General features: G+C 71.5%; 25 protein-coding genes. 7 read left to right on the forward strand and 18 right to left on the reverse strand.

Annotated features, from left to right (window positions below):
- The first annotated feature begins 266 nt into the window (after positions 1-266).
- Positions 267-1,808, forward strand: coding sequence for a cellulose binding domain-containing protein (locus tag WMF33_RS28870; protein WP_437331643.1), 1,542 nt, complete (start codon positions 267-269; stop codon positions 1,806-1,808).
- Positions 1,809-1,865: 57 nt separating this feature from the next.
- Here WMF33_RS28870 and WMF33_RS28875 read toward each other — a convergent pair whose 3' ends face one another.
- The 5 genes from WMF33_RS28875 to WMF33_RS28895 all read right to left on the reverse strand — a co-directional run bounded on the left by WMF33_RS28875 (position 1,866) and on the right by WMF33_RS28895 (position 7,080).
- Complete coding sequence (locus WMF33_RS28875; protein ID WP_437331644.1) at positions 1,866-2,849, reverse strand: HTTM domain-containing protein; 984 nt, start codon at positions 2,847-2,849, stop codon at positions 1,866-1,868.
- Complete coding sequence (locus tag WMF33_RS28880) at positions 2,846-3,397, reverse strand: hypothetical protein (RefSeq protein WP_437331645.1); 552 nt, start codon at positions 3,395-3,397, stop codon at positions 2,846-2,848. Before WMF33_RS28880 ends, WMF33_RS28875 begins: the two co-directional genes overlap by 4 nt.
- 104 nt (positions 3,398-3,501) lie before the next feature.
- Positions 3,502-3,972 (reverse strand): hypothetical protein, encoded by a 471-nt coding sequence (locus WMF33_RS28885; RefSeq protein ID WP_437331646.1) that lies wholly within the window; start codon positions 3,970-3,972, stop codon positions 3,502-3,504.
- A gap of 262 nt (positions 3,973-4,234) precedes the next feature.
- Entirely contained in the window at positions 4,235-5,440 is a 1,206-nt protein-coding gene (locus WMF33_RS28890) for a serine hydrolase domain-containing protein (protein WP_437331647.1), read from the reverse strand.
- Positions 5,441-5,673: 233 nt separating this feature from the next.
- Entirely contained in the window at positions 5,674-7,080 is a 1,407-nt protein-coding gene (locus WMF33_RS28895; protein ID WP_437331648.1) for a hypothetical protein, read from the reverse strand.
- A 52-nt stretch (positions 7,081-7,132) separates the two neighbouring features.
- On the opposite strand from WMF33_RS28895, the gene WMF33_RS28900 reads away from it, so the two are divergent.
- A complete protein-coding gene (locus WMF33_RS28900; RefSeq protein ID WP_437331649.1) occupies positions 7,133-8,530 on the forward strand; it encodes an amidase in 1,398 nt (465 codons plus the stop codon).
- Here WMF33_RS28900 and WMF33_RS28905 read toward each other — a convergent pair.
- The 3 genes from WMF33_RS28905 to WMF33_RS28915 all read right to left on the reverse strand — a co-directional run bounded on the left by WMF33_RS28905 (position 8,519) and on the right by WMF33_RS28915 (position 12,539).
- The gene (locus WMF33_RS28905) at positions 8,519-9,967 is read right to left on the reverse strand and encodes a B12-binding domain-containing radical SAM protein (RefSeq protein ID WP_437331650.1); all 1,449 of its coding nucleotides are present in this window, start codon (positions 9,965-9,967) and stop codon (positions 8,519-8,521) included. The two genes, WMF33_RS28900 and WMF33_RS28905, sit on opposite strands and share 12 nt — an antisense overlap.
- Before the next feature lie 366 nt (positions 9,968-10,333).
- Positions 10,334-11,380, reverse strand: coding sequence for a glycosyl hydrolase 53 family protein (locus WMF33_RS28910; protein ID WP_437331651.1), 1,047 nt, complete (start codon positions 11,378-11,380; stop codon positions 10,334-10,336).
- 313 nt (positions 11,381-11,693) lie between these two features.
- Positions 11,694-12,539 (reverse strand): class I SAM-dependent methyltransferase, encoded by an 846-nt coding sequence (locus WMF33_RS28915; protein ID WP_437331652.1) that lies wholly within the window; start codon positions 12,537-12,539, stop codon positions 11,694-11,696.
- Positions 12,540-12,612: 73 nt separating this feature from the next.
- On the opposite strand from WMF33_RS28915, the gene WMF33_RS28920 reads away from it, so the two are divergent.
- Positions 12,613-13,092, forward strand: coding sequence for a helix-turn-helix domain-containing protein (locus tag WMF33_RS28920; protein ID WP_061628044.1), 480 nt, complete (start codon positions 12,613-12,615; stop codon positions 13,090-13,092).
- Here WMF33_RS28920 and WMF33_RS28925 read toward each other — a convergent pair.
- Positions 13,089-14,228, reverse strand: coding sequence for a hypothetical protein (locus WMF33_RS28925; protein WP_437331653.1), 1,140 nt, complete (start codon positions 14,226-14,228; stop codon positions 13,089-13,091). The genes WMF33_RS28920 and WMF33_RS28925 overlap by 4 nt on opposite strands.
- 462 nt (positions 14,229-14,690) lie before the next feature.
- Between WMF33_RS28925 and WMF33_RS28930 the strand changes: the two genes are divergently transcribed.
- The 3 genes from WMF33_RS28930 (at position 14,691) to WMF33_RS28940 (ending at position 17,095) form a co-directional block, all read left to right on the forward strand.
- Positions 14,691-15,299 (forward strand): DUF2267 domain-containing protein, encoded by a 609-nt coding sequence (locus WMF33_RS28930; protein ID WP_437331654.1) that lies wholly within the window; start codon positions 14,691-14,693, stop codon positions 15,297-15,299.
- A 474-nt stretch (positions 15,300-15,773) separates the two neighbouring features.
- Positions 15,774-16,493, forward strand: a complete 720-nt coding sequence (locus WMF33_RS28935; protein ID WP_437331655.1) for a PD-(D/E)XK nuclease family protein — start codon at positions 15,774-15,776, stop codon at positions 16,491-16,493.
- The gene (locus tag WMF33_RS28940; protein WP_437331656.1) at positions 16,490-17,095 is read left to right on the forward strand and encodes a hypothetical protein; all 606 of its coding nucleotides are present in this window, start codon (positions 16,490-16,492) and stop codon (positions 17,093-17,095) included. The genes WMF33_RS28935 and WMF33_RS28940 overlap by 4 nt, the downstream gene beginning before the upstream one ends.
- 258 nt (positions 17,096-17,353) lie before the next feature.
- Here WMF33_RS28940 and WMF33_RS28945 read toward each other — a convergent pair whose 3' ends face one another.
- From WMF33_RS28945 to WMF33_RS28965, 5 genes are all read right to left on the reverse strand, one after another.
- A complete protein-coding gene (locus tag WMF33_RS28945; RefSeq protein WP_437339530.1) occupies positions 17,354-17,917 on the reverse strand; it encodes a cysteine hydrolase family protein in 564 nt (187 codons plus the stop codon).
- Positions 17,918-18,239: 322 nt separating this feature from the next.
- A complete protein-coding gene (locus WMF33_RS28950; RefSeq protein ID WP_020737733.1) occupies positions 18,240-18,464 on the reverse strand; it encodes a hypothetical protein in 225 nt (74 codons plus the stop codon).
- 10 nt (positions 18,465-18,474) lie between these two features.
- Entirely contained in the window at positions 18,475-19,014 is a 540-nt protein-coding gene (locus WMF33_RS28955) for a hypothetical protein (protein ID WP_437331657.1), read from the reverse strand.
- 770 nt (positions 19,015-19,784) lie between these two features.
- Complete coding sequence (locus WMF33_RS28960; RefSeq protein WP_437331658.1) at positions 19,785-20,600, reverse strand: hypothetical protein; 816 nt, start codon at positions 20,598-20,600, stop codon at positions 19,785-19,787.
- Positions 20,601-20,984: 384 nt separating this feature from the next.
- Complete coding sequence (locus tag WMF33_RS28965) at positions 20,985-21,494, reverse strand: JAB domain-containing protein (protein WP_437331659.1); 510 nt, start codon at positions 21,492-21,494, stop codon at positions 20,985-20,987.
- Between WMF33_RS28965 and WMF33_RS28970 the strand changes: the two genes are divergently transcribed.
- Positions 21,385-22,029 carry an SMI1/KNR4 family protein gene (locus tag WMF33_RS28970; protein WP_437339601.1) on the forward strand — a complete coding sequence of 215 codons (645 nt, stop codon included), beginning with the start codon at positions 21,385-21,387 and terminating at the stop codon, positions 22,027-22,029. The genes WMF33_RS28965 and WMF33_RS28970 overlap by 110 nt on opposite strands.
- Before the next feature lie 94 nt (positions 22,030-22,123).
- On the opposite strand, the gene WMF33_RS28975 is transcribed toward WMF33_RS28970, so the two are convergent.
- The 4 genes from WMF33_RS28975 to WMF33_RS28990 form a co-directional block, all read right to left on the reverse strand.
- Positions 22,124-23,245 carry a LamG domain-containing protein gene (locus WMF33_RS28975; protein WP_437331660.1) on the reverse strand — a complete coding sequence of 374 codons (1,122 nt, stop codon included), beginning with the start codon at positions 23,243-23,245 and terminating at the stop codon, positions 22,124-22,126.
- A gap of 199 nt (positions 23,246-23,444) precedes the next feature.
- Complete coding sequence (locus WMF33_RS28980) at positions 23,445-24,359, reverse strand: hypothetical protein (protein WP_437331661.1); 915 nt, start codon at positions 24,357-24,359, stop codon at positions 23,445-23,447.
- Positions 24,360-24,477: 118 nt separating this feature from the next.
- Complete coding sequence (locus WMF33_RS28985; protein ID WP_437331662.1) at positions 24,478-25,482, reverse strand: LamG domain-containing protein; 1,005 nt, start codon at positions 25,480-25,482, stop codon at positions 24,478-24,480.
- A gap of 165 nt (positions 25,483-25,647) precedes the next feature.
- A complete protein-coding gene (locus tag WMF33_RS28990) occupies positions 25,648-26,619 on the reverse strand; it encodes an arabinan endo-1,5-alpha-L-arabinosidase (protein ID WP_437331663.1) in 972 nt (323 codons plus the stop codon).
- Positions 26,620-26,693: the final 74 nt, after the last annotated feature.

A 26,693-nucleotide genomic window follows, 5' to 3' on the forward strand; every position in this document is an offset into this window, starting at 1 on the left:
TGGAGACGGGGCCCGCGCGCCTGGGTCGTCGCTGCCGGCGACACCGCGTCACGCTCACACCCAGCGACGATCGCAGCCTCGGTGCGCGTCCTGAATACATGGATATCTCCAACCATCGTAGATCGTGATCAAAGACCCGTTTACCGGGCATACTCCCCAATGCGCGGGGCTACCCGCTCCGCGCGTAAAACGCTGACGTAAGATTCTTACTTGAGCATCTTTGCCGATTACCTTGCGGCTCACCTGGCCGCTCCAAGGAGAAATTTATGCGTCTTACCAGCTTGCTGGGCTACGGTTCGGTCTCGCTCGCCTGCTTCCTCTTCGCGTGCGTCGGGGACCCCTACGGCGAGGGCGACGAGATGGAATCGCTGGAGGGCGATCTCAGCAGCGCGGACTCAGTGCTCGAGGCGGACCTCGCGCTCCAGTCGCAGTGGTCGACGGGGTACTGCGCGAACGTGACCCTCAAGAACACGACCAGCAACACGACCCGGACGACCACCACCGCCTGGGGCATGACCGTCGCGCTCAACGGCTCCACGGTGAGCAACGCGTGGGGCGCGCGCACGACGTCGTCGGGCGGGCAGCTCGTCGCCTCGAACGAGACCTACAACGGCACGCTGGGCCCGGGAGCGACGACGAGCTGGGGCTTCTGCGCGAACGGCACCGGCAGGCCGTCGCTCGTGTCCGTCACCGGCAGCGGGACCGGCGGCTCGACCTCGGCGAGCTCCAGCAGCAGCAGCAGCAGCGCTTCGAGCAGCAGCTCCTCGGCCAGCTCTGGCGCGGGCGGCAGCGGCGGCGCGGGCGGCGCAGGGGGCTCCGGCGGCGCGGGGGGCAGCGGCGGCGCAGGCGGCGGTGGCGGCGCAGGCGGCGGTGGCGGGAGCACGGGCGGGAGCTCCGGGCTCCCGGTCCCGCCGGGCGGCGGCGTGCCGAAGCCGACCGGCTCGCCCGGGAACCTGGTCGTGCTCAACTGGGCGGGCTTCCAGGGCGCCGTCTCGTACACCTTCGACGACTCGAACTCGAGCCAGATCCAGAACTACGACCAGCTGAACGCGCTCGACGTGCCGTTCACCTTCTATCTCCAGACCGGCAAGAGCGAATCGAACAACCCGGTGTGGCAGCGGGCCGTGGCGGACGGGCACGAGCTCGGCAACCACACGAAGAGCCACTCGAGCAACGACAGCGGCGCCGACACGGACGCGGCCACGCAGTTCATCGAGAGCAAGTTCGGCGTCAAGGTGTGGACGATGGCGGCCCCGAACGGCTCGTCGGTGTACGGGAACATCGCTCGGTCGCGCTTCCTCATCAATCGCGGCGTGGCCAACGCGCTCATCGGCCCGAACGACTCGACCGATCCGTTCAATCTGCCCTGCTACATCCCCCCGACCGGCGCCTCCACGCAGATGTTCGACGATCAGGTCACGAGCGCGCGGTCCGCCAACAAGTGGCGCACCGTCCTGGTGCACGGCTTCACCGGCGGCAGCGACGGCGCCTATCAGCCCGTCCAGCTCCGGGCGTTCCTCGATCACGTCCAGCACACCAAGGCGCTCGGCGACGTGTGGATCGACAGCGTGGTGAACGTCGGCGCCTACTGGCGCGGCCAGAAGATGCTCTCCTCGGTCACGCCCACCACGTCGGGCAGCGACAGGACGTGGCGGTGGACGCTGCCGGCCCACTTCCCGCCGGGCAAGTACCTGCGCGTCAAGGTGAGCGGCGGGACGCTCAAGCAGGGGGGCCGCACGCTCCAGTGGAACGATCACGGCTACTACGAGATCGCGCTCGACGAGGGCTCGCTCACCCTGTCGCCGTAGCGGGAGGGAGAGCGACCGCTGGCCGCGCGCGACGGCGACGGGGCGCGGCCAGCGCGCTCATCCGCCCGCCGCGCGCGGCAGGTCCGGCAGCGGCGCCGCGCGCGACGGCGACGGGGCGCGGGGGTCCGCCGGCACGCCGAAGGCCGCGAGGGTGAACACCGGCATGATGGCGCCGAACACGCCGAGCCCCATGAACGCCGCGATCCCGAGGTGCAGGAAAGCCGTGGCCACGATGACGGCGCGCCGGGTGAGCCGCGGCCAGATGAGGAATGCGTACCCGATCTCCACGGCGAGCACCGCCCACCCCGCGGCCTGCGCGATCCACGGGTGCCAGGCCAACCAGGAGAAATCGAGCTGGCGGTACTCCGGGAGCATGACCGAGCGCCAGATCGCCTCGCCGTTCCACCACGACGGGCCCGACGCCTTTTCCAGCCCGCTGGCCAGGTACGCGATGCAGAGGTGCACTTGGACGACGCGCAGCCCGAGCCGCGCGGCCGGCGTCGGCTCGGCGGCCGCGCGGCTCGGCCCGCGCAGCCACCGATCGACGGACAGCGCGGCGCCCGACGGGATCCAGACGAGATAGAAGAGAAAGATGTTGGCGAAGAGATCCGCGCCGTAAACGGTCGCGTCCGCCGTCACCATCAGCATCCTGTGGGTGATCCACGCGAGCAGGGCAGAGGTCCTCGTCCGGAACCCGCAGAGCAGCGAGGCGAGGGAGAGCACGTACACGGCTCCGACGCATGCGAGGAGCGATGTCTCGCCGATCCCGAGCGGGCCGAGCCGCTCGGCCAGCCAGCCGATCCCCGGCAGCTCGATCTGGGCGAAGGCCTCCCGCAGCGGGCCCTGGAGGATGCCTGCTGGACCGTAGAGCTCGAAGAGCGCGGGCGCGACGAGCGCCGCCTGGACGAGGAGCACGGTCGCGAGACCGATGCGGAGCGCCGCGAGGGGCTCCGCGGACGCAGGCGCGAGCGCGAAGCGCTCGACGCGCGAGGCGACGCGGGAGAGCCCCGCTCTGCAGGAGATCCCGATCGGCCCGATCACGGCTCACCGCCGCTGTTCTGCCGGGCGGCCGGCCCCCTGGACTGCTGGACCAGCTTCGCCCGATAGAGGAGGTTCCACGCGGGCCGGCGGCCCTCGCGGTACTCCTGCATCGGGGGCAAATCGCAGATCTCCAGCCGGACGACCACGCTCGTGGCGCCCGGGTGCCTCGCGAACATCTTGCCTGCCCACGAGGCGACGAGCGACCGCCGCAGCGCCTCGTCCTGCGCCTGCAAGAACAGCGAGAGGATGCTCCTGACGCGGAGATCCGCCTCGTGGTTGGCTCCGGACTCCAGCACCTCGGCGCGGGCCGCGCCGCTCGCGTCGGTGACCTGGAACCTGGCCCAGGGCAGCGCGCTGACCGCGGGAGCGAAGAAGTTGTAGCCGCTGTCGGCGCCGGAGAGCGCGCCATGATAGGCGATCACCCCGCCGAGCCGCCCCGCCCTCTGCAGATCGACGTGGAGCGCCCCGAGGACGACGCACCCGAGGTGCACTGCGGCGGCGGCCGCGATCAGGACGGTGCGCCCGCGACTCCGTGCTCTTCCACCCATGAGGATCCCTCCCGACGCCGCGCGCCCGCAGGCCCTGTGCAGCCGCGCGGCACCGAGGCGCGGAGGCAGCGCCTCGGCGCCTCGGCCCTGCGAGCAGCGCGCCATCAGCGATCGTCGGGGAGGCTCACCGCAGGCGTGGGAATATCCCCTCCCGGAGCCGACTCGGCCTCCGAGGAGAGCGAGCGCCACGGCCGATACCAGCCGTACGGCCGGAAACCCGGCCGGTAGCCGTATGGCCGGTAGCCGAAACCGCCGTACGGACGGTAGCCGTAAGCGCCATACGGCCGGTAGCCGAAACCGCCGTACGGACGGTAGCCGAAACCGCCATACGGACGGTAGCCGTAGACACCATACGGTCGGTAGCCGAAACCGCCATACGGCCGGTAACCGTAAACGCCGTACGGACGGTAGCCATACGGGGCCACGATCCGGGAGGCGTCGAGATCCGGGCTCGCCGTCTCCTCGACGATCACGAGATCCTGGATCGGTGTCGAGGTCTCCGCCGCAGCGAGCTGCGTCGTGCCGAGGGCGACGCCGGACAGGGCCAGCGCACCAAGCGCTTTCACCAGCTTCATCATGGACTCCTTTGCAATGCGAGCCGCTTGATGGGCATCCCCCATCCAGGCTGCGTCCGTCGTGATGCAAGCGTGAGGCCCGTTCGCGGCGTATCACTGGCGCCCCGCGCCGCGGCGTCGACTCCCGAGAGCCCCGCCTCCGCGCAGGGCGCGCCGGCCGACGGAGGCGCGAGTGTGCAAACGGCCGTCGGCGCCCGGGGCTCGCGGCTCCGGCGTGCACGATCGCGGGTGTCGGGCGCGCGGCGACCGCGCCCCGCCCGGCTCAGGGCATGATCAGGACATCCGCCAGATCGTCGACGATCCTGCCCGCGTCGCCGACCTCGAGGTTGACGAGCACGGTGATCGAAGCGTCGCTGTCGATCGCGTAATAGGACGAGGACGTGAAGCCCCAGATACCGCCGTCATGCCCGACCTGGGCGCCGAGCCGGGATTCACGGCGGGAGAGCCCGAGCCCGTACCCGGTGACCTCGCCGAGCCTCGCGTCCACCCAGGTGGTCATCTCCGCGAGCTCGGCTGGGCCGAGCAGCTCGCCGCCGAGCACCTTGCGGTAGAAGCGCGTGAGGTCGTCGGTCGTCGAGACCAGGGCGCCCGCCGCGCCGGCCGCCGACGGATCCGCCGCGGAGGTCGTGTCGACGAGCTTTCCCCGGTCGACCCCGTAGCCGTGCACGAGGCCCGGCAGGGCCGCCTCGGCGCCGTCGAGGTAGGTGCGCGCGAGCCCAGCCGGCTCCAGGATCCGGGCGCGGAGCAGCTCGCCGACGGGCTCTCCCGACGCGGCTTCGAGGATCAGACCAGCGATGATGTAGTTCGTGTTGGAGTAAGCGAAGCCCTCCCCAGGCTCGAAATACGGCGGCTGCGACGCGGCGATCTCGATGAGCTCCCGGGGCGCCCACGCGCGCTCCGGGTCGGAGAGGGCCGCGGACCAGAACGCGTCGCTCTGCGTGAAATCGTAGAGCCCGCTCGTGTGGTTCAGGACCTGCCGGACGGAGATCTGGTCGCCGCCGGGGACGCCCTCCACGTGCTCGGAGACGGCATCGTCGAGCGACAGGCGGCCTTCGGCGCGCAGCATCAGCGCCAGGGTCGCCATGAAGGTCTTGGTGATGCTTCCTACCCGGAAGAGATCATCGGGCCGCAGGGGGATCTCCGCCTCTGCGTCGGCCACCCCGGAGGCGCCGCGCCAGCTGCACGCCCCGAGGCTCACGGCGGCGGCCGCGCCGGGGAGCCGCTGGTCCTCCACGGCCGCGTCGAGCGCGGCCTGGAGCTCGGCCGAGAGCGCGTCGCAATCGACGCTCGTCCCGCCGCCCGCGCCCCCGGTCCCTGCGTCGCCGCTCTCGATTCCATCGCTCCCGCCGCCCTCACCGTTCAAGCTGGCCTCTACCGGCAGCGGCGCGGGCGAGGAGCCGCCGCACCCGGCGAGCAGAACGACCCCAGCGCAGGCGAACCAAGCGGTCCGCCGAAGAACACGGCTCATCGATCCGATCTCCACGATTCCTAAAAGAAGCTCACTGCTGCGCTCCGCCGCGCCGCCGCCGAGAGCGCCTCAGGGCGGCCTGCGGAGGGCGCGCATCAAGGCGCAAGTCGTCCGAGCGTGTCAACCCGCGCGAGCAATAGCGGTGCTCCCCCCGACACGATCACAGCAAAGCCAGACGCGAGCGGCTTCGCCGCGGTGGGCCGCGCCACCTCAGGGCTCGAGATCAGGGCGGCCTACGGCGCTGCGGCCCATTCGGACAGCCCACGGCGGACGCGCTCGAGATAGCCGCTCTCGCGCACGACCTCCTCGTATCCAGGCACCGCGCCGACCCACGCCCGCATGCGCACGTTCGGCGTATCGGTGAGGTACATCGTGGGGATCCCCATGAGCGCGGGGCCATCCATGCCCGCGGTCGTGACGCCGACCTGGCCGACGAGGCCGTGCGTCCGCTTCAGGTGCTCGAAGAACTGCAGCTGCGCCCGGCGCATGTCGAGCTGCCGAAAGATGGGGTCCTTCCAGAAGAGGGTCATGTCGACCGCGCCCTCGGGGATCCGCCCGTCGCGAAGGGCGTCGCCGGTCAACACGGGCACGAGCCCCGCGCGCCGAGCCAGGTCCGTCAGCTCCAGCAGCTCGGCGAGCGTCGTGTTTCGGTGCGGGTGGTGGACGCACTCGCGGATCCAGAGCAGCACCTTCTTCCGGCACGGCGCTCCGGCCCGCGCGTCCGCGAGCCTGCGATCGACCCAGCCAGCCACCGCCTCCGGGATCGGCGCGTCCCCGAGGAACGCCGCGCGGAGCCTCCGCTGGGCGGAGGACGGATCGGCGTCGAAGGCGCGCGCGACGATCTCCGTCGTCTGCTTCATCGCGCGCGGGCGCGAGCGGTACGCCTGCAGGTGATCGCTCAGGCCCGCATCGCGGAGAAACGCCTCGGCTTGCGGCGTTCCGGCCTTGCCTGGCTCGATTTGAACGGTCGCGCCCGCGAGGACGGCGGCCGCGGCGACGTGCCACCCCTCGCCGAACGAGAAGCCGTTGTCCGTGTGGAACGTGTACGCGTGGTTTCGCTCCTCGACGATCGTGCGCGCCGCGCGGGCGGCGACCTCGGCCCTGTGCGCGGCCGCGCGCGCCGCGCGCGCCGCGCGGGCGGCTTTCGAGCGAGGCGCGCCGGCCTCGAGCTCCGCGGCGAAGGCCGCGGCCGCGCGGGCGGCGGCCTCCGCGCCGATCACGATCGCCTCCACGCGCCGCCAGCCGTCGTCGCACGCCTCGCGCGTCGGCGCGCGCTGCGCGCTCAGCGAGAGCTGGCCCGCGCCGTGGAGCGCGTCTTCGGCGCGCGCCGCGTGGGCCCTCGCCAGCGTCGAACGGGCGCCCATCCCCGTCGCGAGGGTCCGCTCTCTTCCAGCGGCGAGCTCCTGCCCCTCGAGCGCGGCGCGCTCCTGCTCGGCGGCGGCCAGCGCGCGATCCGCCTGCGCGATCGCGCGCTCCAGCAGAAGTCGGTAGCGCTCGCGCTGCCCCGGCGCGTGCAGCGTGGCCGCCAGGGCGAGCGCGGCGTCGAGGCTGCCTTCGGCGTCGCGCTCGAGGCGCTGCGCGGCGAGCGCCTCGGCGACGGCCGCGTCCGTGCACACCGGCTCGGATCCCTCGGTCCCCATGACCTGCGCCTTCTACCCCAGCGGACGACATGTCCGCTATCGTGGAAACACCATGACCTCTTCGCTGGTGCAAGCGACCGCCCTCGAGCTCCTCGCCCTCTACCGCGCCCGGAGCGCCTCGCCGGTCGAGGTGATGCGGGCCGTCCTCGCCCATGTGGAGCGCCACGGCGCGCCGCTCAACGCGTTCGTGCTGGTCGACGGGGAGCGCGCCCTCGACGCCGCGCGCGCGTCGGAAGCGCGGTGGGTCCGCGGCGCGCCGGCGGGGCGGCTCGACGGGGTGCCCGTCTCGGTGAAGGACCTCTTGCTCACGGCCGGCTGGCCGACCCGGCGCGGCTCGCGCACGGTGGACGCGAGCGGCCCCTGGACCGAGGACGCGCCCGCGGTCGCGCGCCTGCGGGAGCACGGCGCGGTGCTCTTCGGGAAGACGACGACCTCGGAGTTCGGCCTGAAGGGCTCCGGCGACAGCCCGCTGACCGGGATCACCCGCAACGCGTGGGATCCCCGGCACACGCCGGGGGGCAGCAGCGCCGGGGCCGTCACCGCGGTGGCGGCGGGGTTCGGCCCGATCGCGGTGGGGACCGACGGCGGCGGCTCGATCCGCGTCCCCAGCGCGTTCTCCGGGGTGGTGGGGCTCAAGCCGACCTTCGGCCGCGTGCCGGCCCACCCGGCGAGCGTGGTGGGCGTGCCCCCGCACGTGGGGCCGATCGCGCGCGCGGTCGGCGACGCGGCGCTGCTCCTCGCGGTCCTCTCCGGCCCCGACGACCGCGACCCGTTCCGGGCCCCGCCGGCGCCCGGGGACGCGGCGGACGCGCTCGACGGCGCGCCCATCGCGGGGGCGCTGCGGGGCGTGCGCATCGGCGTGAGCGCCACGCTCGGCGCCATCGAGCCGGCCGGCGAGACGCGGGCCCGCTTCGCCGCGGCGGCGGCGACCCTGGAGGAGCTCGGCGCCGAGGTGGAGGAGGTGGATCCGCCGCTCGCGGACGCGGGGGGCGTGCTGCGGACGCTGTTCGCCGCCCGCGCCGCGCACACCGTGCGGGAGCTCGGACCGGAGCAGCGCGCGCTGCTCGATCCCGCGGTGCGGAGCGCGGCCGCCGAGGGGGAGGCGCTCGGCGCGGTGGCGTACCTCGAGGCCGAGCGGCGCCGCGCGGAGCTGGCCCTGGTCATGGCCGCGCTCCACCGCCGCTTCGACCTGCTCGTGACGCCCACCTCGGCCGGGGCGGCTCCGCTCATCGAGGGCGGCGGCCCGCCCCCCGCGTCCTTCGCCGGCCCCTTCAGCCTGACGCGCCAGCCGGCCATCAGCGTGCCCATGGGCGTGACCGGCGCCGGCCTGCCGCTCGGGCTCCAGATCGTCGGGCGCCACTTCGAGGAGGCGCTCGTGCTGCGCGCCGCGCGCGCCTTCGAGGGCGCCAGCGTCCCGCTCCGGGCGCCGCCGCTGCTCTCACTCCGGTGAGGCGGCGGCGTCGCGTGCCCCTCTCGGGGAAACGACGGCGGCCTCCGCCCGCTTCGGGCCGAGGCGCGCGAGCCGGGCCGGGGCGTCCCCGGGCGCGGGGTGCCGGATCGTCCCTCGGGGCTCGAGCGGCGGCGCCGCCGGCTCGTTGCCGGTGACCTGCTTCAGGCCGTAAAAGGCGTTCATCGCCGCCGACAGCATCATCCCGCCGCGGCTCAGCGACCGCGCGCCGCGCGCGAGCCGCTCGACCACCGCCGCGGGGCTGAAGGCGCGATTCCACATCTGACGGTGGGCGGCGAGGAGCTGCTCGGGCGACATGCGCGCCGGCCGGAAGGCGACCCCGTAGCCGCTGTAATGGGGCCAGTCGCGCTCTTCGAGGATCCGCCCGTCTCGCCGGTGCTCGTCGTACAGCGGCGTGCCCCGGAACGGCGTGAGGATGCTCAGGAACGGGACGTCGACGCCGATCTCGTTCAGCCGATCGGCCGTGGAGGCGATGACCTCCGGCGTCTGATCGTCGAAGCCCGAGATGAAGCCCGCCATCACGCAGATCCCGCGATCGTGCAGCTTGCGGATCGCCTCGCGGTACTCGCGCGCGCGGTTCTGGCGCTTGTCGACGCTCTTCAGATCGGCCTCGTCGAGGCTCTCGATGCCGAGGAAGATGCCGATGCAGCCGGACCGCTCCATCGCGTCGAGGAGCCCCCGGTCCTTGACGATATCGATGGACGCCTGCGTGAGCCACCAGCGATCGAGCCCGGCGAGCTCGCGCAGGAGCTCCTTGGCCCAGCGGCGCTGGACGAGGAGGTTGTCGTCCCAGAACCAGGCGACCTTCTCCTGCCAGAAGCGGGGGAAATGCGTGGTGGCGATGTCGCGGATCACCTCGTCGACGGGGCGCACGCGGAAGCCGGGGTTGAGGTCGGGCACCGTGCAGAAGCTGCAGGTGAACGGGCAGCCGCGCGTCGCCTGGAGCACGCGGGGGACGAGGAAGCGGCCTTCGAGCAGATCGTAGCGAGGGGTCGGCAGCCCGGCGAGCGAGGCCGGTTCGCCGTGATAGACGCGGCGCTGCGTGCCTCGCTCGAGGTCGCGCAGGACGGCGGGCCAGACCGTCTCGGCCTCCCCGGTGACCACCACGTCGACGTGCTGGAGCGCCTCTTCGATCCAGTACGAGACGTGCGGCCCGCCGGCGACGACGCGCACGCCGAGGGCGCGGTAGCGGTCGGCGAGCGCGTAGGCGCGGCGCGCGAAGCCGGAGAAGAACGAGAGCGCGACGACGTCCGGCGCGGCGTCGACGGGGACGGGGCGCACCTGCTCGTGGAAGAGCTCGACCTCGTGCTCCGGCGGGGTGATCGCCGCGAGGTGAATCCCGGTGACCGGCGGGACGAAGTGGAAGCGGTGCCCCCTGCGATAGCGGGGGACGTAACTCACGACGATCCTCACCTTCATGGGCGCCTCCTCGGGGTCGTGCGCCGCATCGGACCGGCCCCGCCATGACGACGTGAATCCGCGGGCGGACGGAGATCCGATGAGGCGCGCTGAGGATAACGGAAGGCGGCCAGTGTCGCTTCCACGAGCGGGAGGAGCTACCGTGGAGAGACGGTGGTGGGCGCGTGCGCAGGCCGAGGAAGCGAGCGCCCCTTCCGCCCGCCAGACGTCCGGCCAGGGATCCGGAGAGAGAGTTCAACGCAAAGGCGCAAAGGCGCAAAGACGCAAAAAAAATTTGTAGTTTTGCGCCTTTGCGTCTTTGCGCCTTTGCGTTTGTTTCTCTTCGCTCGCGAGGCAGATCCCTGGCGGGAGCTCTGATCCGCGGTACTACAGGCCGAAGCTCGCCTTGATCGCGTCGAACTCCGCGAACGCGTCGCTGCTCGCCCTGGTCGCGCCGCCCTGCGACGTGAAGAGGGACGTGCCCCATGTGCCGCTCTGCGTCGGCTCCCAGAAGAACGTCCCGAGCCCCCTGCCGTCCGGCAGGTCGCGCATGATCTGATTGGCCTTCGTGCGCTCGGGGTTGTATTCCGCAATCGCGAACGACAGCTCCGGGAATGTCTCGGCCAGTTCATTGAAGGTGTTCTGCCACACCTCGGGCTCCCCCTGAAATGCCGTGTAGCAGGAGAGCCCGAGGACGTCGAACGCGACGCCTCGCGTCCTGGCGCTGTTGACCCACCACGTGACGCCGTCGACGTCCTCGGTGTTCTCGACGTGCAGCATGATCTTGATGGTGTCGTCGACCTCCTTGACCCCGGCGATGCCTGCCTTGAGCAGGGCGGCCAGGTTGTCCCAGTTCTGGTTCGACGCTCGCCCGGTGAGGCCGCTCGGATTGACGACCGAATCGTTGCCCCAGCAGTCCGTGCTGGCGGACGGCACGTGGATGAGCATGCCCGGCGTGATCTCGTTGCCGATCTGCACCATGTCCGGGCGCGCGCCCGCGCCGACGAGCGCGGAGACGACGTCCTTCGTGTAGTCCTTCAAGAGGCCCGCCATCTCGTCGATCGACCGCGCGTCCCGCCAGGCCTCGGGGATGATCTGTTTGCCGGGGTCGGCCCAGGTGTCGCTATAATGGAAGTCGAGCAGGAACCCCATGCCCGCGGCCTTGATCTGCTTGCCGAACTCGATCGTGTGGTCCTTGTCGCAATAGCTCTCTTCCTTCTCGCAAGAGCCGCCGGTCCCGAACGCATAGCCGTACGTAGCGCCCGGGTCCACGAACGTCCGGAGCCGGATGTAGTTGAACCCGTGATTCTTCAGCAGCTCGAGCATCCCTTTTTCGTTGCCGTCCGTGTCCACGTACGTCGCGCCGCTATCGACCGCCTCCTGGACGCTGGAGATATCGGCGCCGAGGATGAAGCCGGGCTCGAACGGCGCCATGCCGCCGGCTCCGCCCGTTCCGGCGCCACCCGCGCCCACCGACGTGGAAGCGGACGACGACGAGCTCGTCGCGACGGACGCGCCTCCCCCGCTCGAGCTCCCGGCCGTCGCGCTCCCGCCGCCTCCCCCCGAGGCGGATCCCCCCTGACCCGCGCTGCTTGCATCGTCTCCACCCGCGCTCGGCTCTGTGCAGTGACAGAGAAAAATTGGAATCAAGAGCGCAGCAAGCCTGGTGCAGGAGCGTACGGTGGAGCGCATTGTGGACATCATGCCACCATCATACCCGGGCCCGACGGCCAGAGTCACCACGCGGTCAGGCGCGCGCGCTCACGAGCCAGCAGGCCGCGGTGAAGCGGGCCGCGCCCTCGCGGACGTACGGCTCGAAGGCGGCGCGAACCACCTCGGCCGTCCGGGCGCGCGTCGGCTCGTCCGCGTCCCGCAGCGCGAGGCCCACCGGTCCGAGCTTGATGACATAGGTGAGCAGGTCTTTCTCCGCGACGCCGGTGGGCACGTCGAGCGGGCGAATGGCGACGTCGGTCCAGCCGCTCGCGTCCAGGATGCGCCGCACGCGGTCGCTGTCCGCGAAGGCGAACGGGCCTGGCGCGTCGGGGCCCGGGGTGGGCAGGCTGGGCAGCAGCGGCGCGGCGGCGCGGGCGGCCTCGGTCATGAACGGGTTCTCGGCGGGGCTGCGCCAGGCCACGAACGAGAGCCTGGCGTCGCGCCGCGCGGCGCGCCGGAGGTTGGCGAACGCCGCGGCGGGATCGGCGAAGAACATCACGCCGAAGCGCGAGATCACCGCGTCGAACTCGCCGGGCTCGAAGCGATGCGTCTGCGCGTCGGCCTGGACGAAGGCGGCGGACGAAAGGCCCTCGGCGGCGGCGCGCGCCCTGGCGGCCGCCACGAGCGGCCCGGAGATATCGACGCCGAGACAGCGGCCCGCCGGCCCGAGGCGCCTCGCCATCGCGAGGGCCGTGGCGCCCGCGCCGCAGCCGACGTCGAGCACGCGGCCGCCCTCGCCGGGGAAGGCTTCTTCGAGGAGCGGCGCCCCGAGCGGCGCCAGCATGGCGTCGAGCACTCCCTGCATCTCCACCCAGATGGGCCCCCCGGCGTCGTTCCACAGGGCGGCCTGGTCGCGATTGGGCTGGTCGGCTTCGGACATCGGAGTCTCCTTTCGCTTGCGACGGGCAAGCACGCCCCGTAGTCTGCAAGTTCAAGTCGACTTGAGGTCAAGGGTGAAAGACAAGGATCTCGACATCGCCGAGGTCGCCCGGCGCTCCGGCGTGCCCGCCTCGACCCTGCGGTACTACGAAGAGAAGGGGCTCATCGCCTCGACCGGGCGGCGGGGCTTGCGGCGCCTGTTCGCCCCCGGGGTGCTGGAGCGCCTGGCGCTGATCGCCCTCGGCCAGGTGGCGGGGTTCTCGCTGGACGAGATCGCGCAGATGTTCGCGCCCGACGGCCGGGTGCGCATCCAGCGCGAGCGGCTGACGGCCAAGGCCGACGAGCTGGACCAGACCATCCAGCGGCTGGTCGCCATGCGCGACGGCCTGCGCCACGCGGCGGCGTGCTCCGCGCCGAGCCACATGGAGTGCCCGCGCTTCCGCAGCATCGTCCGGCTCGCCGGCGCCGGCCGGCTCGAGCCGCCGCCGCGGGGAGCCTCGGGGCGGAGGCGGTCCGGGCCGCCCGCGGAGCCGCGCCGGCGCCCCGTCGGCTAGCTCGTCATTCCCGAGGCGCCGCTGCTCGCCGACGCACCGGCGCTCGCGGGCTGGATCATCGCTCGATCTCGCGTGTCGACGCGCGGTCCCGTATCGAGCCCGTAGACGTCGCGCAAGCCGAGCCCCAGCGTGCGGGCGGCGAGGACGGCGAAGATCAGGTAGTGGGCGAGGAAGAAGCGCTCGAAGAGGGCGGGAAACAGCAGCGTACGTACCATGACGTTGAGGAGCAGCACGCAGGGAAACATCACCCACGGCTCATCGAGCGCCAGGCCACCTCCGCGCCTGACGTGCAGCACGAACGCGATCGCGGGCAAGAGCACATAAGGAATCACGGAGCTCGTCAGCACGCTCGGGACAAGGCCCGTGGCGACAGCCCGGAAATAGTCATCCAGGCCGACCGAGACGAGGGCGGACGCCGGGTGAACGAGGGGATCGATGAACGTGTGATAGAAGAGGGTCCGCCACCCGTATGCGCCATTGAGCCGGGAGACGAGGACATACGCCCCCAGGATCGCCGAGGACGAGGCGGCGAAGCAGGCGAGGCGCGCGCGCAGCCGCTCCGCGCGACGGAACAGGAGCGACCAGGCCGAGAACATGAGCCCGAGGATAGCGGTTTCGTGCCTCACGAGCACCGCGACGGTGAGCAGAACGAAGGAGAGGCGCTGACTGCCCGCCTCGAGGAACGCGTACCCGGCGGCGACCACGATGAGCGCGGCGAGCCCATCCGGGGTCGGGAGGCTCGCGGCATGGGTGAAGGAGGAGCTCAAGAAGATGAAGCTGCTCACCAGGACGGCGCACATCGGGTCGAGGTGGCGCATCATCCAGGACAGGCCTACGAGCGCGAGGAGGACGTACGACAGCGCCGAGACGGCAGACGCCGCTCGCACGACGTTCACCCCGCACTTGTACAGCAGGTAGAGCAGGCTCGAAGAGACCATCCGCATCCGATAAAATGAGAGCTGTTCGATGAATGCCCGAGGGTCCTGCGCGACCTCGGCTCTGTAGGGTGAGCTGCTCGTGAGCTCGTGAACTACGGCAGCCGGGGCGGCGTCGCGGAGGGCGCCATACGCGCCGCCGTGGATGACGACCGGATCGCTCGACTCGTAGGAGAGCGCGACGCCGCTGTAGCCGAGCACGTCCCAGCCATACCGTGGCGATCCGTACCCGCTTATACCGGCGACGCACACAACGACGCAGCAATAGACCACGACCGCGATCCGTCGCGGCCAAACACCATCACGCATGCCCCCTCCGCCCGGTCTCCGATGACGGCCGTCGCAGCGGCCCCCTTGCGCCGACGACGATGATTCGAAGATTCCAGATTTATTCTCCCATGGTTGGTCATGCCGTCAAGAGCACCAAGCAGGCCGAGCTGCTCGCGCTGGAGGGGTCGGCGCGAGCGATGGGCCCGGCCGCAGCAGAAGATCAGGCAAATTCGGACTCTCGCTGAGCGCCCGGGGCGGCACTGCGCTTGCCTCCTGTCATGGCGGTGCGCGCGGCCTCGCACGATTCCCGCACCATTCTCGCAGGATTCCCGCAGCACCCCGCACGAGTCCCGCACGATTTTCGCACGATTCCCGCACGAGAGGAGCATTCGAATGGGCAGCAAGGCGAAGACGACGACCGCGGTCGCCCGGTCGATCGATGATGTCTCCGAGCAGATCTTCCGGCAGGTCGAGCAGAGCGGCGCCCTGCCGCCGCACCTGGGGGCGCCCGAGGCCGTCGGCGCGGCGCTGTGCACGCTGTCGCGCCGGCTGAGCGGTGGAGAGGCGCGGGACCTCGCCTCGGCCCTGCCCTCGACGATCCAGGCGATCGTCCAGCCATGCGCCACGCACCGCGACGACGCTCCGGAGGTCTTCGGTCGTCGAGAGTTCCTCGAGACGCTCGCGGAGCACCTGCACATCGATACCGACCAGGCGAGGGCGGTGTCCCATGCGGTCTTCGCCGCCGTGGAGCGCGAGATCCCCATGAAGGAGGTCACGGACATCGAGAGCCAGCTCCCGGCCGATCTGAAGGAGCTCTGGGGGCGCCACCGCGCCGCGGACAGCTCCCACGCGGAGCGGCCGGCAGACACGTCGCAGGCGGAGCCTCCCCCGCGGGCGTCCGTGGACACGCCCGCGCCGGACCAGCTCCGCGACGACGTGGGCGCGGACGGCACGGCGGCGACCTCATCCGGCGACGCCCCCGCCGTCCGGCGCGCGAGCTGACGGCGGCACGGGGCGGCGCTCCGGGGAGCTGGACGGCCTCGCGGGAGGTGCCAGCCCCGGAGCGCCACCTTGACGCGCTCCGCCAGCGCCACCGGGGCGGGGCGCGCGAACGACGGGAGAACCTCGGCCAAGAGGAGCGGCGGTCGAGGTCCCGCAGGCGCTCGGCGTCCATCCCGGCGTCCTGCTGCGCCGCGCCACGCTGGCCGAGGTGACGCGCGGGAGGCCCCCGCGCAGCGCGCAGCCTGCGAGCGAGGCGACAGCCGCCGAGGTAGTCCGGCAGCCGCCACCTGATGACACCCTCCTCACAATTCCAGCGTCTGTGCAGAATTACGCAAAGGCTCGGTGTTGATTGTTGATTCGGCGCGGGCGTAACCTGCCCTCACCGGAGGCCGACCGGCCGCCGTCCACCATGGCCACCCAACCATGAGGCCGTCCAGCGGCCCATGGAGAGCACAGCGAGGAGGAGCGAGTTAGATGACAATCTCCGCGTCAGCGCCTGAAGCAGACGAGCCCCAGCTCGCCGGCCTCGCCGCGGAATGGCGCGCCATCGTGGCACGGGAGCGGGAGAACCGCGTGGCGCAGGTCGCCGCGTGGGAGGCGAGGCTCGCCGAGCTCCGCGCCGAGCAAGAGGAGCTCGTGAGGGGTGGCCGCTGGGCCGGCGGGCCGGACGATCTCCTGAGCATCCTCGGGCAGAGCCGGCAGGAGCGGTATCACTCCGCGCTGCTGGCATGGCTGCTCGATCCCCAGGGTCGACATGGCCTCGGCGCTGGCTTCCTCGAGGCGTTGCTCCGCCGCTGCGCGGCCGATCCGCCGAGGGCCGCGCTGAACCGCGCCCGGCCCGCGCTCGACGTGAGCAAGGGCGACGCCCGCGCCGATGTCGTCGTCGCTGGGCCTGGGCTCTTCCTCGTGATCGAGAACAAGGTCGATGCCCGCGAGCAGCCCCTGCGATGCGATCGCCTTTACGAGAGCTTCTGTCGAGAGCCAGGCGCGCTGTTCGTCTTCCTGTCGCCGTCCGGACGAGCGCCCGTGACAGCCACGGGCCCCGCGCGGGAGGCGTTCACGCCGATGAGCTACGCCGATATCGCGGCGATGCTCCGCGACGCGATCGCCTCGGCGCCGGGCAAGGGCGCGACGGCGCATGGGCGCGAGGCCGCCTCCAACTATCTCGCCACCTTGGAGAGGGAGTTCCGATGAACCGCATCGACGATCCGCGTGCCGTATTCTACCTCCGGAATCAGCCGCTCATCGAGGAGTGGGCCGCCATCGGCGAGTCCGTCGCCGACCTCGCGCACGCGTTTCTATGCTCGTGCGCGGACGGGATCGCCGAGCTCGCCTCCGAGCTCTCTCCAGATGTCGACGTCTACAAGTTCCTGGAGGACGACGAGGACTGGCCGAAGATCCTGCTGGTCTTGCCAGGATGGTTCCCGTCGAGCCAGGCCGGGCTCGTCCCCGGCGTCGACGTCGCCCCCAGGGTCGGGGTCGGCCTGGAATGGAACAAGTCGAGGCGCCTGAACTTCACCACCTCTCCTGCTTGCGCGTTCACGGGCGTATGGGTGGATATCGACATCGCCGGCGGCAAGGAGCTGTCGAGGAAGCTCCGCGCGGCCTTCGGAGAGGCCGGCATCCTCAAGCAGCACAAGCTCACCTCCAGCGCCTGGTGGCCCGCCTACCGCTACGAGACCGCGACAGGGGATTACTGGAACGATCTCGCCCCCTACCGCGAACAGCTCATCCAGTCGGTGCGGTCCCACTGGATGGAGTTCGCGCCGCGGATCCGGGACGTGCTGGCGGGCTGACCGTCCAGCGCCGTACGCCTCGGTGGGGCGCCGCGGCATCCGCGCGCCCCTCCCCTCCTCCTTCGCAGAGCGAACGCAGAGCGACACCGGCGCCCGCAGCGCCGACGCGAGCTCGCCGCGGCTCGACGAGCGCGCGGCGAGCGGGCGGCGAGCGGCCCTGCGCGACGTCGGGTCGCCACCGCGACCTCGTGGCCTGACATGCGGGGAGCCTCGGCCGCCCATCGGTCGGCCAGGTGGATCGGGGTCGGATCGAGCCGTTCAACGGGGAGCCGTACGCGCGCCACGCGCTGGCCACTCCGAGCACGTGACGATTTCCGCGCCCCTGCCGCGAAAGACGGTGTTGACGAGGAGCTCGTGCACCGCCGGGTCCGGGTCGGCGCATCCGTCGCGGAGCACGGTCAGCCCGTAGCCCCGGTCCGACGCGTCGTAGAACGTGGCCGCGACCATGGCGCTCGTCGCGACGCCCGTGAGCGCGAGCGAGTCCACGCCGCGGGCGCGGAGCACCAGATCGAGATCCGTCCCTGCGAACGCGCTCGTGCGCCGCTTGAGCACGACGACGTCGTCCGCGGTGACCTCCAGCGCGACCTCCGTACCCGGCGAGCCCTCGTGGAACAGGTCACCGGCCCGGTGGAAGGCCGCGAAGACCTCACCCGCCAGGTCCGCGCCGTTGGCCCGAAACGCGGTGCGCACGAACACCACCAGCACCCCGGCTGCGCGGGCTCGCGGCAGCAGCTCGGTCACCGGCGGCACCACGGCCTTCGCGAACGGGTAATTGTTGAGGATCCCGACCTGGAGGTCACCGACGATCAGCGCGCTACGCATGGTGCGAGCTTCTCCATCCAGCGGTTCACCGTCAACAGCATTCCGAGGGACGAGCACCGCGCACGCCGTCGCGATGCCCATTTCTTCTCTCCCCTCTGTGCTCTCTGTGCTCTCTGTGCCTCCGTGGCTCGAATCTCTTCATTCTCGGGCGTTTCAAGCTGATCGGCGCTCCAGGTTGCCGATGGAAGCCTCTGGTGAATGCAAGAGGCACCGCGGGTACGCTTGGTGCTATCAGGACAGGGGGCGCTCGGGGGCTCAGGGAGCCTGGTGCAGAGGGGGCCGTGGGCCGGGGAGCTCGCCGCGTCGTCAGCGGGTCGGGTGCCTAGTCGGGGTCGGGCACCCCACGGGCGCGCCGCTCGCGGACCCGACCTTCATCCATGCTGAGTTGCACGATCAGGTAGATCCAGAGCGGGAAGAGCGTCCGCACGACGTCTACGATCCTCCCTAGCGAGGGAGAATGTGCGTCGTGGCAAACAACGGCCGGGGCTCCGAGCGCGACGCCACAGACCACGATGCCGATCGTCCTCAGCGGCTGGGGGACAATCATGACCGCTCCGCTAGAACGGGACGGCGCACAGGAGGCCCATGGCGACTCCGCCCCAGAGCCCGGTGTCGTCGCACCGCTGACGCGCCCTCGCGGTCCTGGCCCGCGGACACACCGCGTAGCGCAACGTCAAGAGAGAGCCGCCAGCGTAAAGGCCGCACATCAGGAGGCTGATCGGGCCGATGGCCTGCTGGACGTCTCCGGTCGGCTCGTCGCCATCGGAGACGGGCATAGCGTTCTCATCCTGCGCCGCGGCGTCATCGAGCACCGAGGCGCAGGGCACGTCCGCGTAGGCTCCCGGGTCGAGCGGGTCGAAGATGCGGATCGCCGCTTCGGGACGGTCGGCGCACGCCGCGGCGAGCTCGTGCCGCCCGGCCGCCACGATCTGCGGGATCGCGGGCTCCTCCGGGTCGAGGCTCAGCTCGAAGTGGCGCGTCGAAAGGCCGGCCTCCTCCGCTCTGCCCTCCTCTCCCGCCGCGCTCGGTTCGTCCGCTGCTCCGCAGGCCGGCGCTCCCATGAGCGCGGCCACGGCCAGGGTGATCCCGGTGTGCACGGTCCACCTCCACGCGACGCATTCCGTCGCGCGCGGGACTTTGTTGCCAGCGGCATGCCAGGGCCGCATGAACCAGCGCGCGTGGGCTCAGGGCAGGGTGAAGTCGTCGAGCTCGTCCCGTTGGCCGAGGCCATCGCGACCATCGCCAAGAACGAAGGGCGCGCCCCGAGCAACCCCACCACCCAACATCGAGCACTACCCTCTGTGGTGCGCTCCGGAGCGGTTCCGACCCCGCCGGTGCGCTCTGCTTCGCGCTTCGGAGGGCTTCCGACCCCGTTCGAACGCTCTGCTTTGCGCTTCGGAGGGGTCCGGACCCCCCTTCTGGCACAAGATCACGCGATTTTGCGGGGATTTTGGCACAGAATTTCGGTTTACAATGCGTTTTCTGGCACAATCCTGCCCAGAAAGACGCTCTGCGGAGCGATCTCGAGGGGTCCGGACCCCGGTGTGTCGCAATGCATTGCGTTTGTGCCGGTGCCGGCCCCCCCTCCCCTGGCACATGCCAAGGCGGCTTGGCACAGGTCGCACGGCGCGCGGGGGGCTCGCTCTGCCACGAGCGCGGCTCGCCCCGTCACGAGGCGCTGCGCGCTCGCGACGGGCAGAGGAGAACGGGACCGGGCGCCGGGATGCTCGCCGCGCGGCGCCGGAGGACGCCATCGGCGGACGTCGGGGGCATGCTCTCCGGGCGGGCGGTGACGGGAGGACGGGAGGAGGACGAATCGGCGGGATGTCGGAGCGCCGCCAGCGGGCGCGCGCGGCGCGAGCGCGCCTCAGAGGTCGGCGGGCACCGGCGCGGCGGTCGGCGCGTCGGCCGGAGGCGGCGCTGTCGCCTCTTCCTCGGGCTTGCCGCTCTTCCGCGCGCCCCGGCCGGTCGGCCCGACGCTCCAGCCCGCGAGCGGCGCGAGCAGCTTGTCGGCGAGCTCCTGCGTCTCCGGCTCGTCGGGCTCCACCGCGCCCATCACCTTGATCACGTACGCGCGCAGCGCCTCGGTGAAGGCGTCGAGCGCCTCGCGCACGCTCGGCGGCGCCGCCGCGGCCGCGGCCGCGGGCGCCGTGACGCCGAGCGCCTTGCCGTACGCGGCGTGCGCGGCCTCCAGGGCGGCGAGGAAGCGCTTGCCGCCGAGCGCCTCGATGCGCGCGTCGAGGCCGTTCCTGCGGATCCGCTGCAACCGGAGCTCGCTCTCGGACCATTCGAGGAGGTACGTGAGCTGAAGGAACTTGAGGCCTCCGGTGAAGATCGCCGCCTTGAGCGAGCTCGCCTCCGCGGCCTCGGGCGCGCCCGGCGGCAGCTTGGTGAACGCGGTCAGGAAGTCGTGGAGACCGCTCCAGCACCCGTCGAGGACACGGTCGCACTGGACCGTATCCTCGCTCGCCTCCCCTCCCTCGGAGAGCGACACCTGATCGCGCAGCGCCGACGCGAGCGCGGCGTGGCTCGACGAGAGCGCGACGAGCGCCCGCGCGATGCCCTTCGCGAGCTGCCTCTTCACGGGCTTCGCCACCGTGACGAGCTGCTCGCCCAGCGCCATGGCCCCGACCGCGGTGAACCGGGGGACCTGGACAACTTCAGAAGCGGTGTATTTGCTCATGAGATCACCCTCGTCCGTGCAGGAGCGCGGGATTGCGCTGCTATGCCGGACGGGCCGGCGTCGTTTATTCATGAAGCGAAGAGAGGTGTCCAGAGCGAAGTGGATGGGAAGATGGGTTATAGAAGAAGCTCGGGTGTCGAATTCCTGCCGTGCGCGGGGGCGCGCGGGGAGAGAGATGGGTGAGAAGGATGAGGGATGTTGAGGAGATAGCCGGGTTGGCACCGATCTGGCCAGGAGGGGAGCTGGAGGCGCGCTGTCCGGTCTGGGGAGGACCCGTCGAAAGAGTGCTTTCGTCGGTGGCGACGTTCTCGTGATGTTGATCGCGCCATTCTCGACGTACAGATCCGGCGGCGGTGAATCTGCGGCTGCCGAGACCCGGACGGGTTAGCGGGAGGACGCAGCCCGGAAGACGGAGGCGAAGCGCCCGGCGGGCGTCACGATGACGTGGTCCTGGAGGGGGACGCCGATCAGGTGGGCGGCGTGCTCGATCGCGTGGGTCAGCGCCACGTCGTCCTCGGACGGCGCGGGGTCGCCGCTCGGGTGGTTGTGGGCCATCACGAACGCGACGGCGCCCAGCTCGAGGGCGGCGCGCAGGACATCGGTGGCACGCATCGATCCGCTCAGGAGGCCGCCGCGGCAGACCTTGCGCTCGTTGGACGCGATCGTAGGGGCCGCGAGGGCGGCGATCCAGGCTCGGCGTCGTGGTCGGCCATCCCTGGCGGGACTTGCGACGGGCCCGGCCAGTGGACTCCGAGGACCTACGGATGATAGGGGAAACCCCATCGTGATCCGCGATCTCATCGAATCGGTCATGGCGATCGCCTTCGGCGTCCGCCGGCCCGAGGACAGCTGTACGGGGGCGGACATCGGCGCCGCCGAGCAGCGCCTCGGCATCGTCCTGCCGGAAGCGCTGCGGGACTACTACGCCACGGCGGGGCGCCATCGCGGCATGATGGATGCCGGCTTTCACATGCTGCCGCCCGACAAGCTCCGGCTCGCGGGCGACTGCCTGGTGTTCTGCGAGGAGAACCAATACCTTGCCGAGTGGGGCATCCAGCCGGCCGACGGGGCGTCGCCCAACCCACGGGTGAGCGGCCGCGCCCGTAACACCGAGACGTGGTACAGCGAGGCGTCCAAGCTCTCGGGCTTCCTGATCCATGTGGCGACCTGGCAGGCCGTCATGTCGCTGCCGGAGCGCTCACGCTGTGAGCTGCCCGAGAAGAAGCTGAAGACGCTGGAGCCGTCTCTGGAGCACATCGGCGAGAAGCAGCTACGCTCCGGGGGGCACCGCGTCAGCTTCATCGACCGGCACAACCGGCTGCTGGCCACCTATCTCTACAACTCCGAGACCCTGTACGTGGGCGCCACCCGCCCCGAGGCGCTCGAGGCCTTCGAGGCGAGGTGCGGGCTGGCGCTGGACGCCCTTTGAGGTATGCCCACGCGTGACGCGCGGCTCAGGGAGCTTGCGAGCGAGGCGACCACGGCGGCCGAGGCGACGGTCGGCCGGCGCGTGCCCCCCTCCCCTACGGCGCGGCCAGGGCCGCGATCTCCTCGGCCGAGAGCGCGCCGTCGTAGATCCGGAAGTCGTCGATATACGCCTTGAGCAAGGCGTCCGGGAACTGCGACTTGCCGATGTAGTTGCTGGCCGTGGGCGCGATCCGCGACGGCGTCACGTCGTGCGGAGGTGCCGGCGTGGCCGACGCGACGGAGACACCGTCGACCCACAGCTGGTACGTGCCGCTCGAGATCGTGACCGCCACGTGCTTCCAGACATCGACGGTCAGCGGGTTCGCGACCCTCACGATCGCCTCGTTGCCCACCGTGTCGACCTGCGTGTAGACCGAGAGACGCAGGGCCCCGGTGTCGTCGAGCGGGGTGAGGAACATGAAGCCGTTGCCGCCGAAATCGAAGATGCGAGACCAGATGTCGATCCTCTTCAGCTGGACCCAGGTCGCGATGGTGAGGTCGTCGAGCTCGTCGGTGAGCCCGTCGGGGAGATCGACGTAGGGGTCGTCGCCCTGCAGGTTGAGCGCGCCGCCGATTCGCCCCTCCGCGAGCCATCCGGCGCTCCCGACGAGCGTGGCGTCATTCCCGTTGCCCGACGCGTCGTGGGCCACGAGGCCTGTCTCCTCGTCGAACGTGTAGTGCACGATGAGCCTCGGCTCCGGCCCGGCGCCGCCGCTGCCGCCCGCGCCGCCGTCGCCGCCCGCGCCCCCATCGCCGCCAGCTCCGCCGGTGCCGGTCGCACCGCCATCTCCACCCGCGCCGCCGGTGCCGGTCGCTCCGCCGCTGCCGGTCGCACCGCCGTCTCCACCCGCGCCGCCGTCGCCGCCCGCGCCCCCATCGCCGCCAGCTCCGCCGGTGCCGGTCGCACCGCCATCTCCACCCGCGCCGCCGCTGCCGGTCGCTCCGCCGCTGCCGCCCTCACCACCGCCCCCACCTTCGCCACCGCCGCCCGCGGCGCCGCTGCCGCCGTCGCCGCCCGCGCCGCCCGTGCCCGTCGCGCCCCCACCCTCGCCCCCGGAGCCGCTCGTCGTCGAGCCTCCACCCGACGTCGACGTCGTCGTCGACGTCGTCCCGCTGCCGCCGCCCCCCGGGTCGTCATCGCTGCTCGAGCCGCATCCGCTGGCCGCTGTTCCCAGCATCGCGGCCGCGAGCAACGCAGCCCTGAGACCACCCGACAAGATCGATGTCTCTCTCATCGCATCCTCCAATAAGGCCGATACCTCGAGCATCCGGGAACGCTCCGGCGGTGCTCGACGGGGTTGTTGGGGTCCTGCAAAACGCGACGGCGATGACGGCCGTCGTCAAGCTTCAAGCATCCGGTCGAGAGATGAAATCATCTCACATACCGCGGAGCAACACCGAACCAACCACTCCGGTCCGGCTCGGCTCCACCGACACGGCGATCGGCCTCTCCTTCGTGGGGCGCAGCAGATACGTCAGCGCGGCGCCCGCGAGCGCCGCCGCGCCTACACCGAGAGAGATGTCGGCGATCAGGTACCGCGTGCGCACGGCGTCCAGATCGCTGTCGGCGCAGCTCGGACTGCACGTCTTCTCCAGGCGATCCTGCTCGGATCGGCCCATGAGCCCCCACACCGCGAAGCTCGCCCCGCCCGCGACCCCCAGGCCCGCCAGCACGTAGGTGAGCGCCGGCACCGGACGGTAGGTCTCCGTGACGCTGGCCTGCGCCGGCGGGACCCGGGCCTCCGCGACGGGCTCGAGCGCGACGTTCAGCTGCTGGAAGCGCTGCCCCTCGAAGAGGATGATCTCCTTGGACACCGGCTTGTGCCCGGCGCGCTCGACACGGTAGGTGTGCTTCCCCGGATCGAGCTTGAGCGGCGCGCCGCTCGACGACAGCTCGACCGGCTGGCCGTCGACCAGGACCGTCGACCCGGTGACCTGCTCGCCGCCGCTCGTCACGTTGAACACGACCGACGGCGTCGCCCGCTCGATCTCATCGACCCACGCCCCGCAATCGCGGAGGACCGGAGCCGGGCAGTCCGACCGGGCGCAGCCCTTCAGCGCGCGGCCCGCCTCGAGCAGCTGGTGCTCCTTCCGGAGCCGCTGCACCTCGGCGTGCGCGGCGACACATTGCGTGACCCCGGAGGCCGCCCCCGCCGCCGGCGCCGCAGGCCCGTCCGCCGGCGCCGCAGGCTCGTCCGCCAAGGCCGAGAGCGGCCAGAGCGCGGTCGCCGCCAGCGCGAGCGCCGCCCACCCGCCGCGCCCCGTTCCGAGAGGCTTCCCCCTTCGCAGCATCCCTGTCTCTCCAGCCATCGCGCCAAGCTCCTCGTGTCCAGCAGACTCGCACCCGACCGCCTGTCGAGCAAACTTCCGACGGTCCGCCGAGCGGGCCGACCGCGGCCGGCTCACCCGCTCATTGCGCCGCGAGGGCCGCCACCTCGGCCGCCGAGAGCGCGCGATCGTAGATCCTGAAATCGTCCACGATCCCGACGAGGTAGGGATCGACCGCGAACTGAGAGCGGCCGATGAAGTTCTGCGTCGTGTTCCCCAGATCCGAGGGCCGGGTGGTGATCAACTCGCTGCTCGCCACCTCGGCCCCGTTGATGTACATCAACGAGCGGTTCGGGTTGTAGCTCAGCGTCACCGCGAGGTGCGTCCACGTGTTGAGCGGCAAGCTTCCATTCATGGTGTATTCCTCGACGCCCGCAGGGGAGTTCAACGAGAGGCGGACGCCGGTCGGATTCGCCGCCTTCGGGCACACGTAGAGCCACGCCACCTCTCCGGATCCGAAGTCGAAGATCCGCTGCCACCACTGCTGCTCGCCGAGCGAGATCCAGAAGGACACCGTGAGCTCGTTGAGCGTCTGCAAGACGCCGGGCGGGAGCTCCACGTACTCCTCCTCCCCCGAGAGGGACAGCGCATTGCCGATGTGCCCCTCCACCGACGTCCCCCCGAGGAGGGTCCCGTCGCGCATGCCGCCGGTGGCGTCCACCGCGATGCCCTCGTCGAGCGCGTCGAACGTGTAATGCAAGAAGAGCCCCGTCTCGAGGTCGATGAGCGGACCGCCCCCGTCGCCGCCCGCGCCCCCGCGGCCCCCGGCGCCGCCGTCGCCCCCCTCACCTCCGGCGCCCCCGACGCTTGCAGCGCCGCCGTCGCCGCCGACACCTCCGGCGCCCCCGGCGCCGCCACCGCCGCCGGTAGCCCCGGTGCCGTCGCGACCTCCAGAGCCGCTGCTGCTCTGGCTGGAGCTCTGCGTCGCCGAGCCGCCTCCGGCGCCCGTCGCGCCGTCTTGGAGATAGGACAGGCTTTCGAGCGAGCAGGCCCCGAGGCACAAGGGAGCGAGCGCCAGGAGCGCACGCGCCGCCGGACGAAGCGCCGCAGGGCCGGCCAGCACCCTTCCACGAGCTGCCATGTTCATGTCACCTCCCAACCACGATGGACGCCCCGCGGACGCCTGCGATGCCGCTGCCGTGGCCCGAGGACCACGACCCCCACGGGAACAGACGGGAACAGACGGGAACAGCGAAGAAAGGGCCCGGCTCCCCGCCTCGAACCGACGCATCGGCCACCCTCGCATGCCGGCTCACGGCCCGCCGGACTCCGGCCAGCCGTCGGCGCTCCAGCGCATCTCGGCGACGCGAAGGGCGAACATGCCGTCCGCGTCGGCGTCGTACGAATGGTAGATATGATACCAGGACTCGCCGGCCTGGAGCAAGCCGTTGCTGCCAGGCCCTCGCCACCTCGAGCTGCTGGTCAGCACGCGCGAGCCGCCGCCGCTCAGCATGCGATTCCCGAGCCTGTCCACGTAAGGACCGGCGAGCGCCCGGGACCGACCGACCATGATCTTGTACGTGCTGCTCGCGCCGACGCAGCAGGTGTCGAACGAGGCGAACAGGTAATAATAATCGCCGCGCCTCGCGACGAACGGCGCCTCGATCGCGGTGCTCGGCCGCGCGGCGATCGACGTGAGCGTCCCGTCGACGGGAGCGCCGGCGAGGTCGAGCTGCATGAGCTTGAGCCCCGACCAGAAGCTCCCGAACACGAGCCAGGGCGTGCCCCGCTCGTCGATCACGACGCTCGGGTCGATGGCGTTGTAATCGGTGCCCTCGCTGCAGACGACGGCGCCGTGATCCAGCCAGCGGGTCTCCGGGGCGTCGAGCGACCCCCGGGTCGCGTGGCCGATGCAGGAGCGGTTCGTCCCGAAGAACGACGCCGCGTAATACAGATGATAGAGCCCGCCCCAGGTCGAGATGTCCGGGGCCCAGAGCGCGTCGACGTCGCCCACCGCGCTCGCGACCCAGTCGGGAGTGTCGCTGAACACGGAGCCGGCGGAGTCCCAGCGCACGAGGTCGGTCGAGGTCCGGATCGCGATCCCGGGGCCCGTGGAGAAGACGTAATAGCGATCCCCCGCCCGGATGATCGACGGGTCGTGCACTCCCTGGACGTCTCCGCTGAGGTCGAGCGCGACCGGACGCTCCGGCTCCCCGGGGCCGCCGCCATCCCCTGCTCCGCCGGTGCCCGCGCCCGTGCTCGCTCCCCCGGAGCCGACTCCCACGCTCGCTCCCCCGGAGCCGACTCCCACGCTCGCTCCCCCGGAGCCGACTCCCGCGCTCGCCCCCCCGGAGCCTC

This window comes from Sorangium sp. So ce394 (genome assembly GCF_051474665.1).
GTDB lineage: Bacteria > Myxococcota_A > Polyangia > Polyangiales > Polyangiaceae > Sorangium > Sorangium cellulosum_D.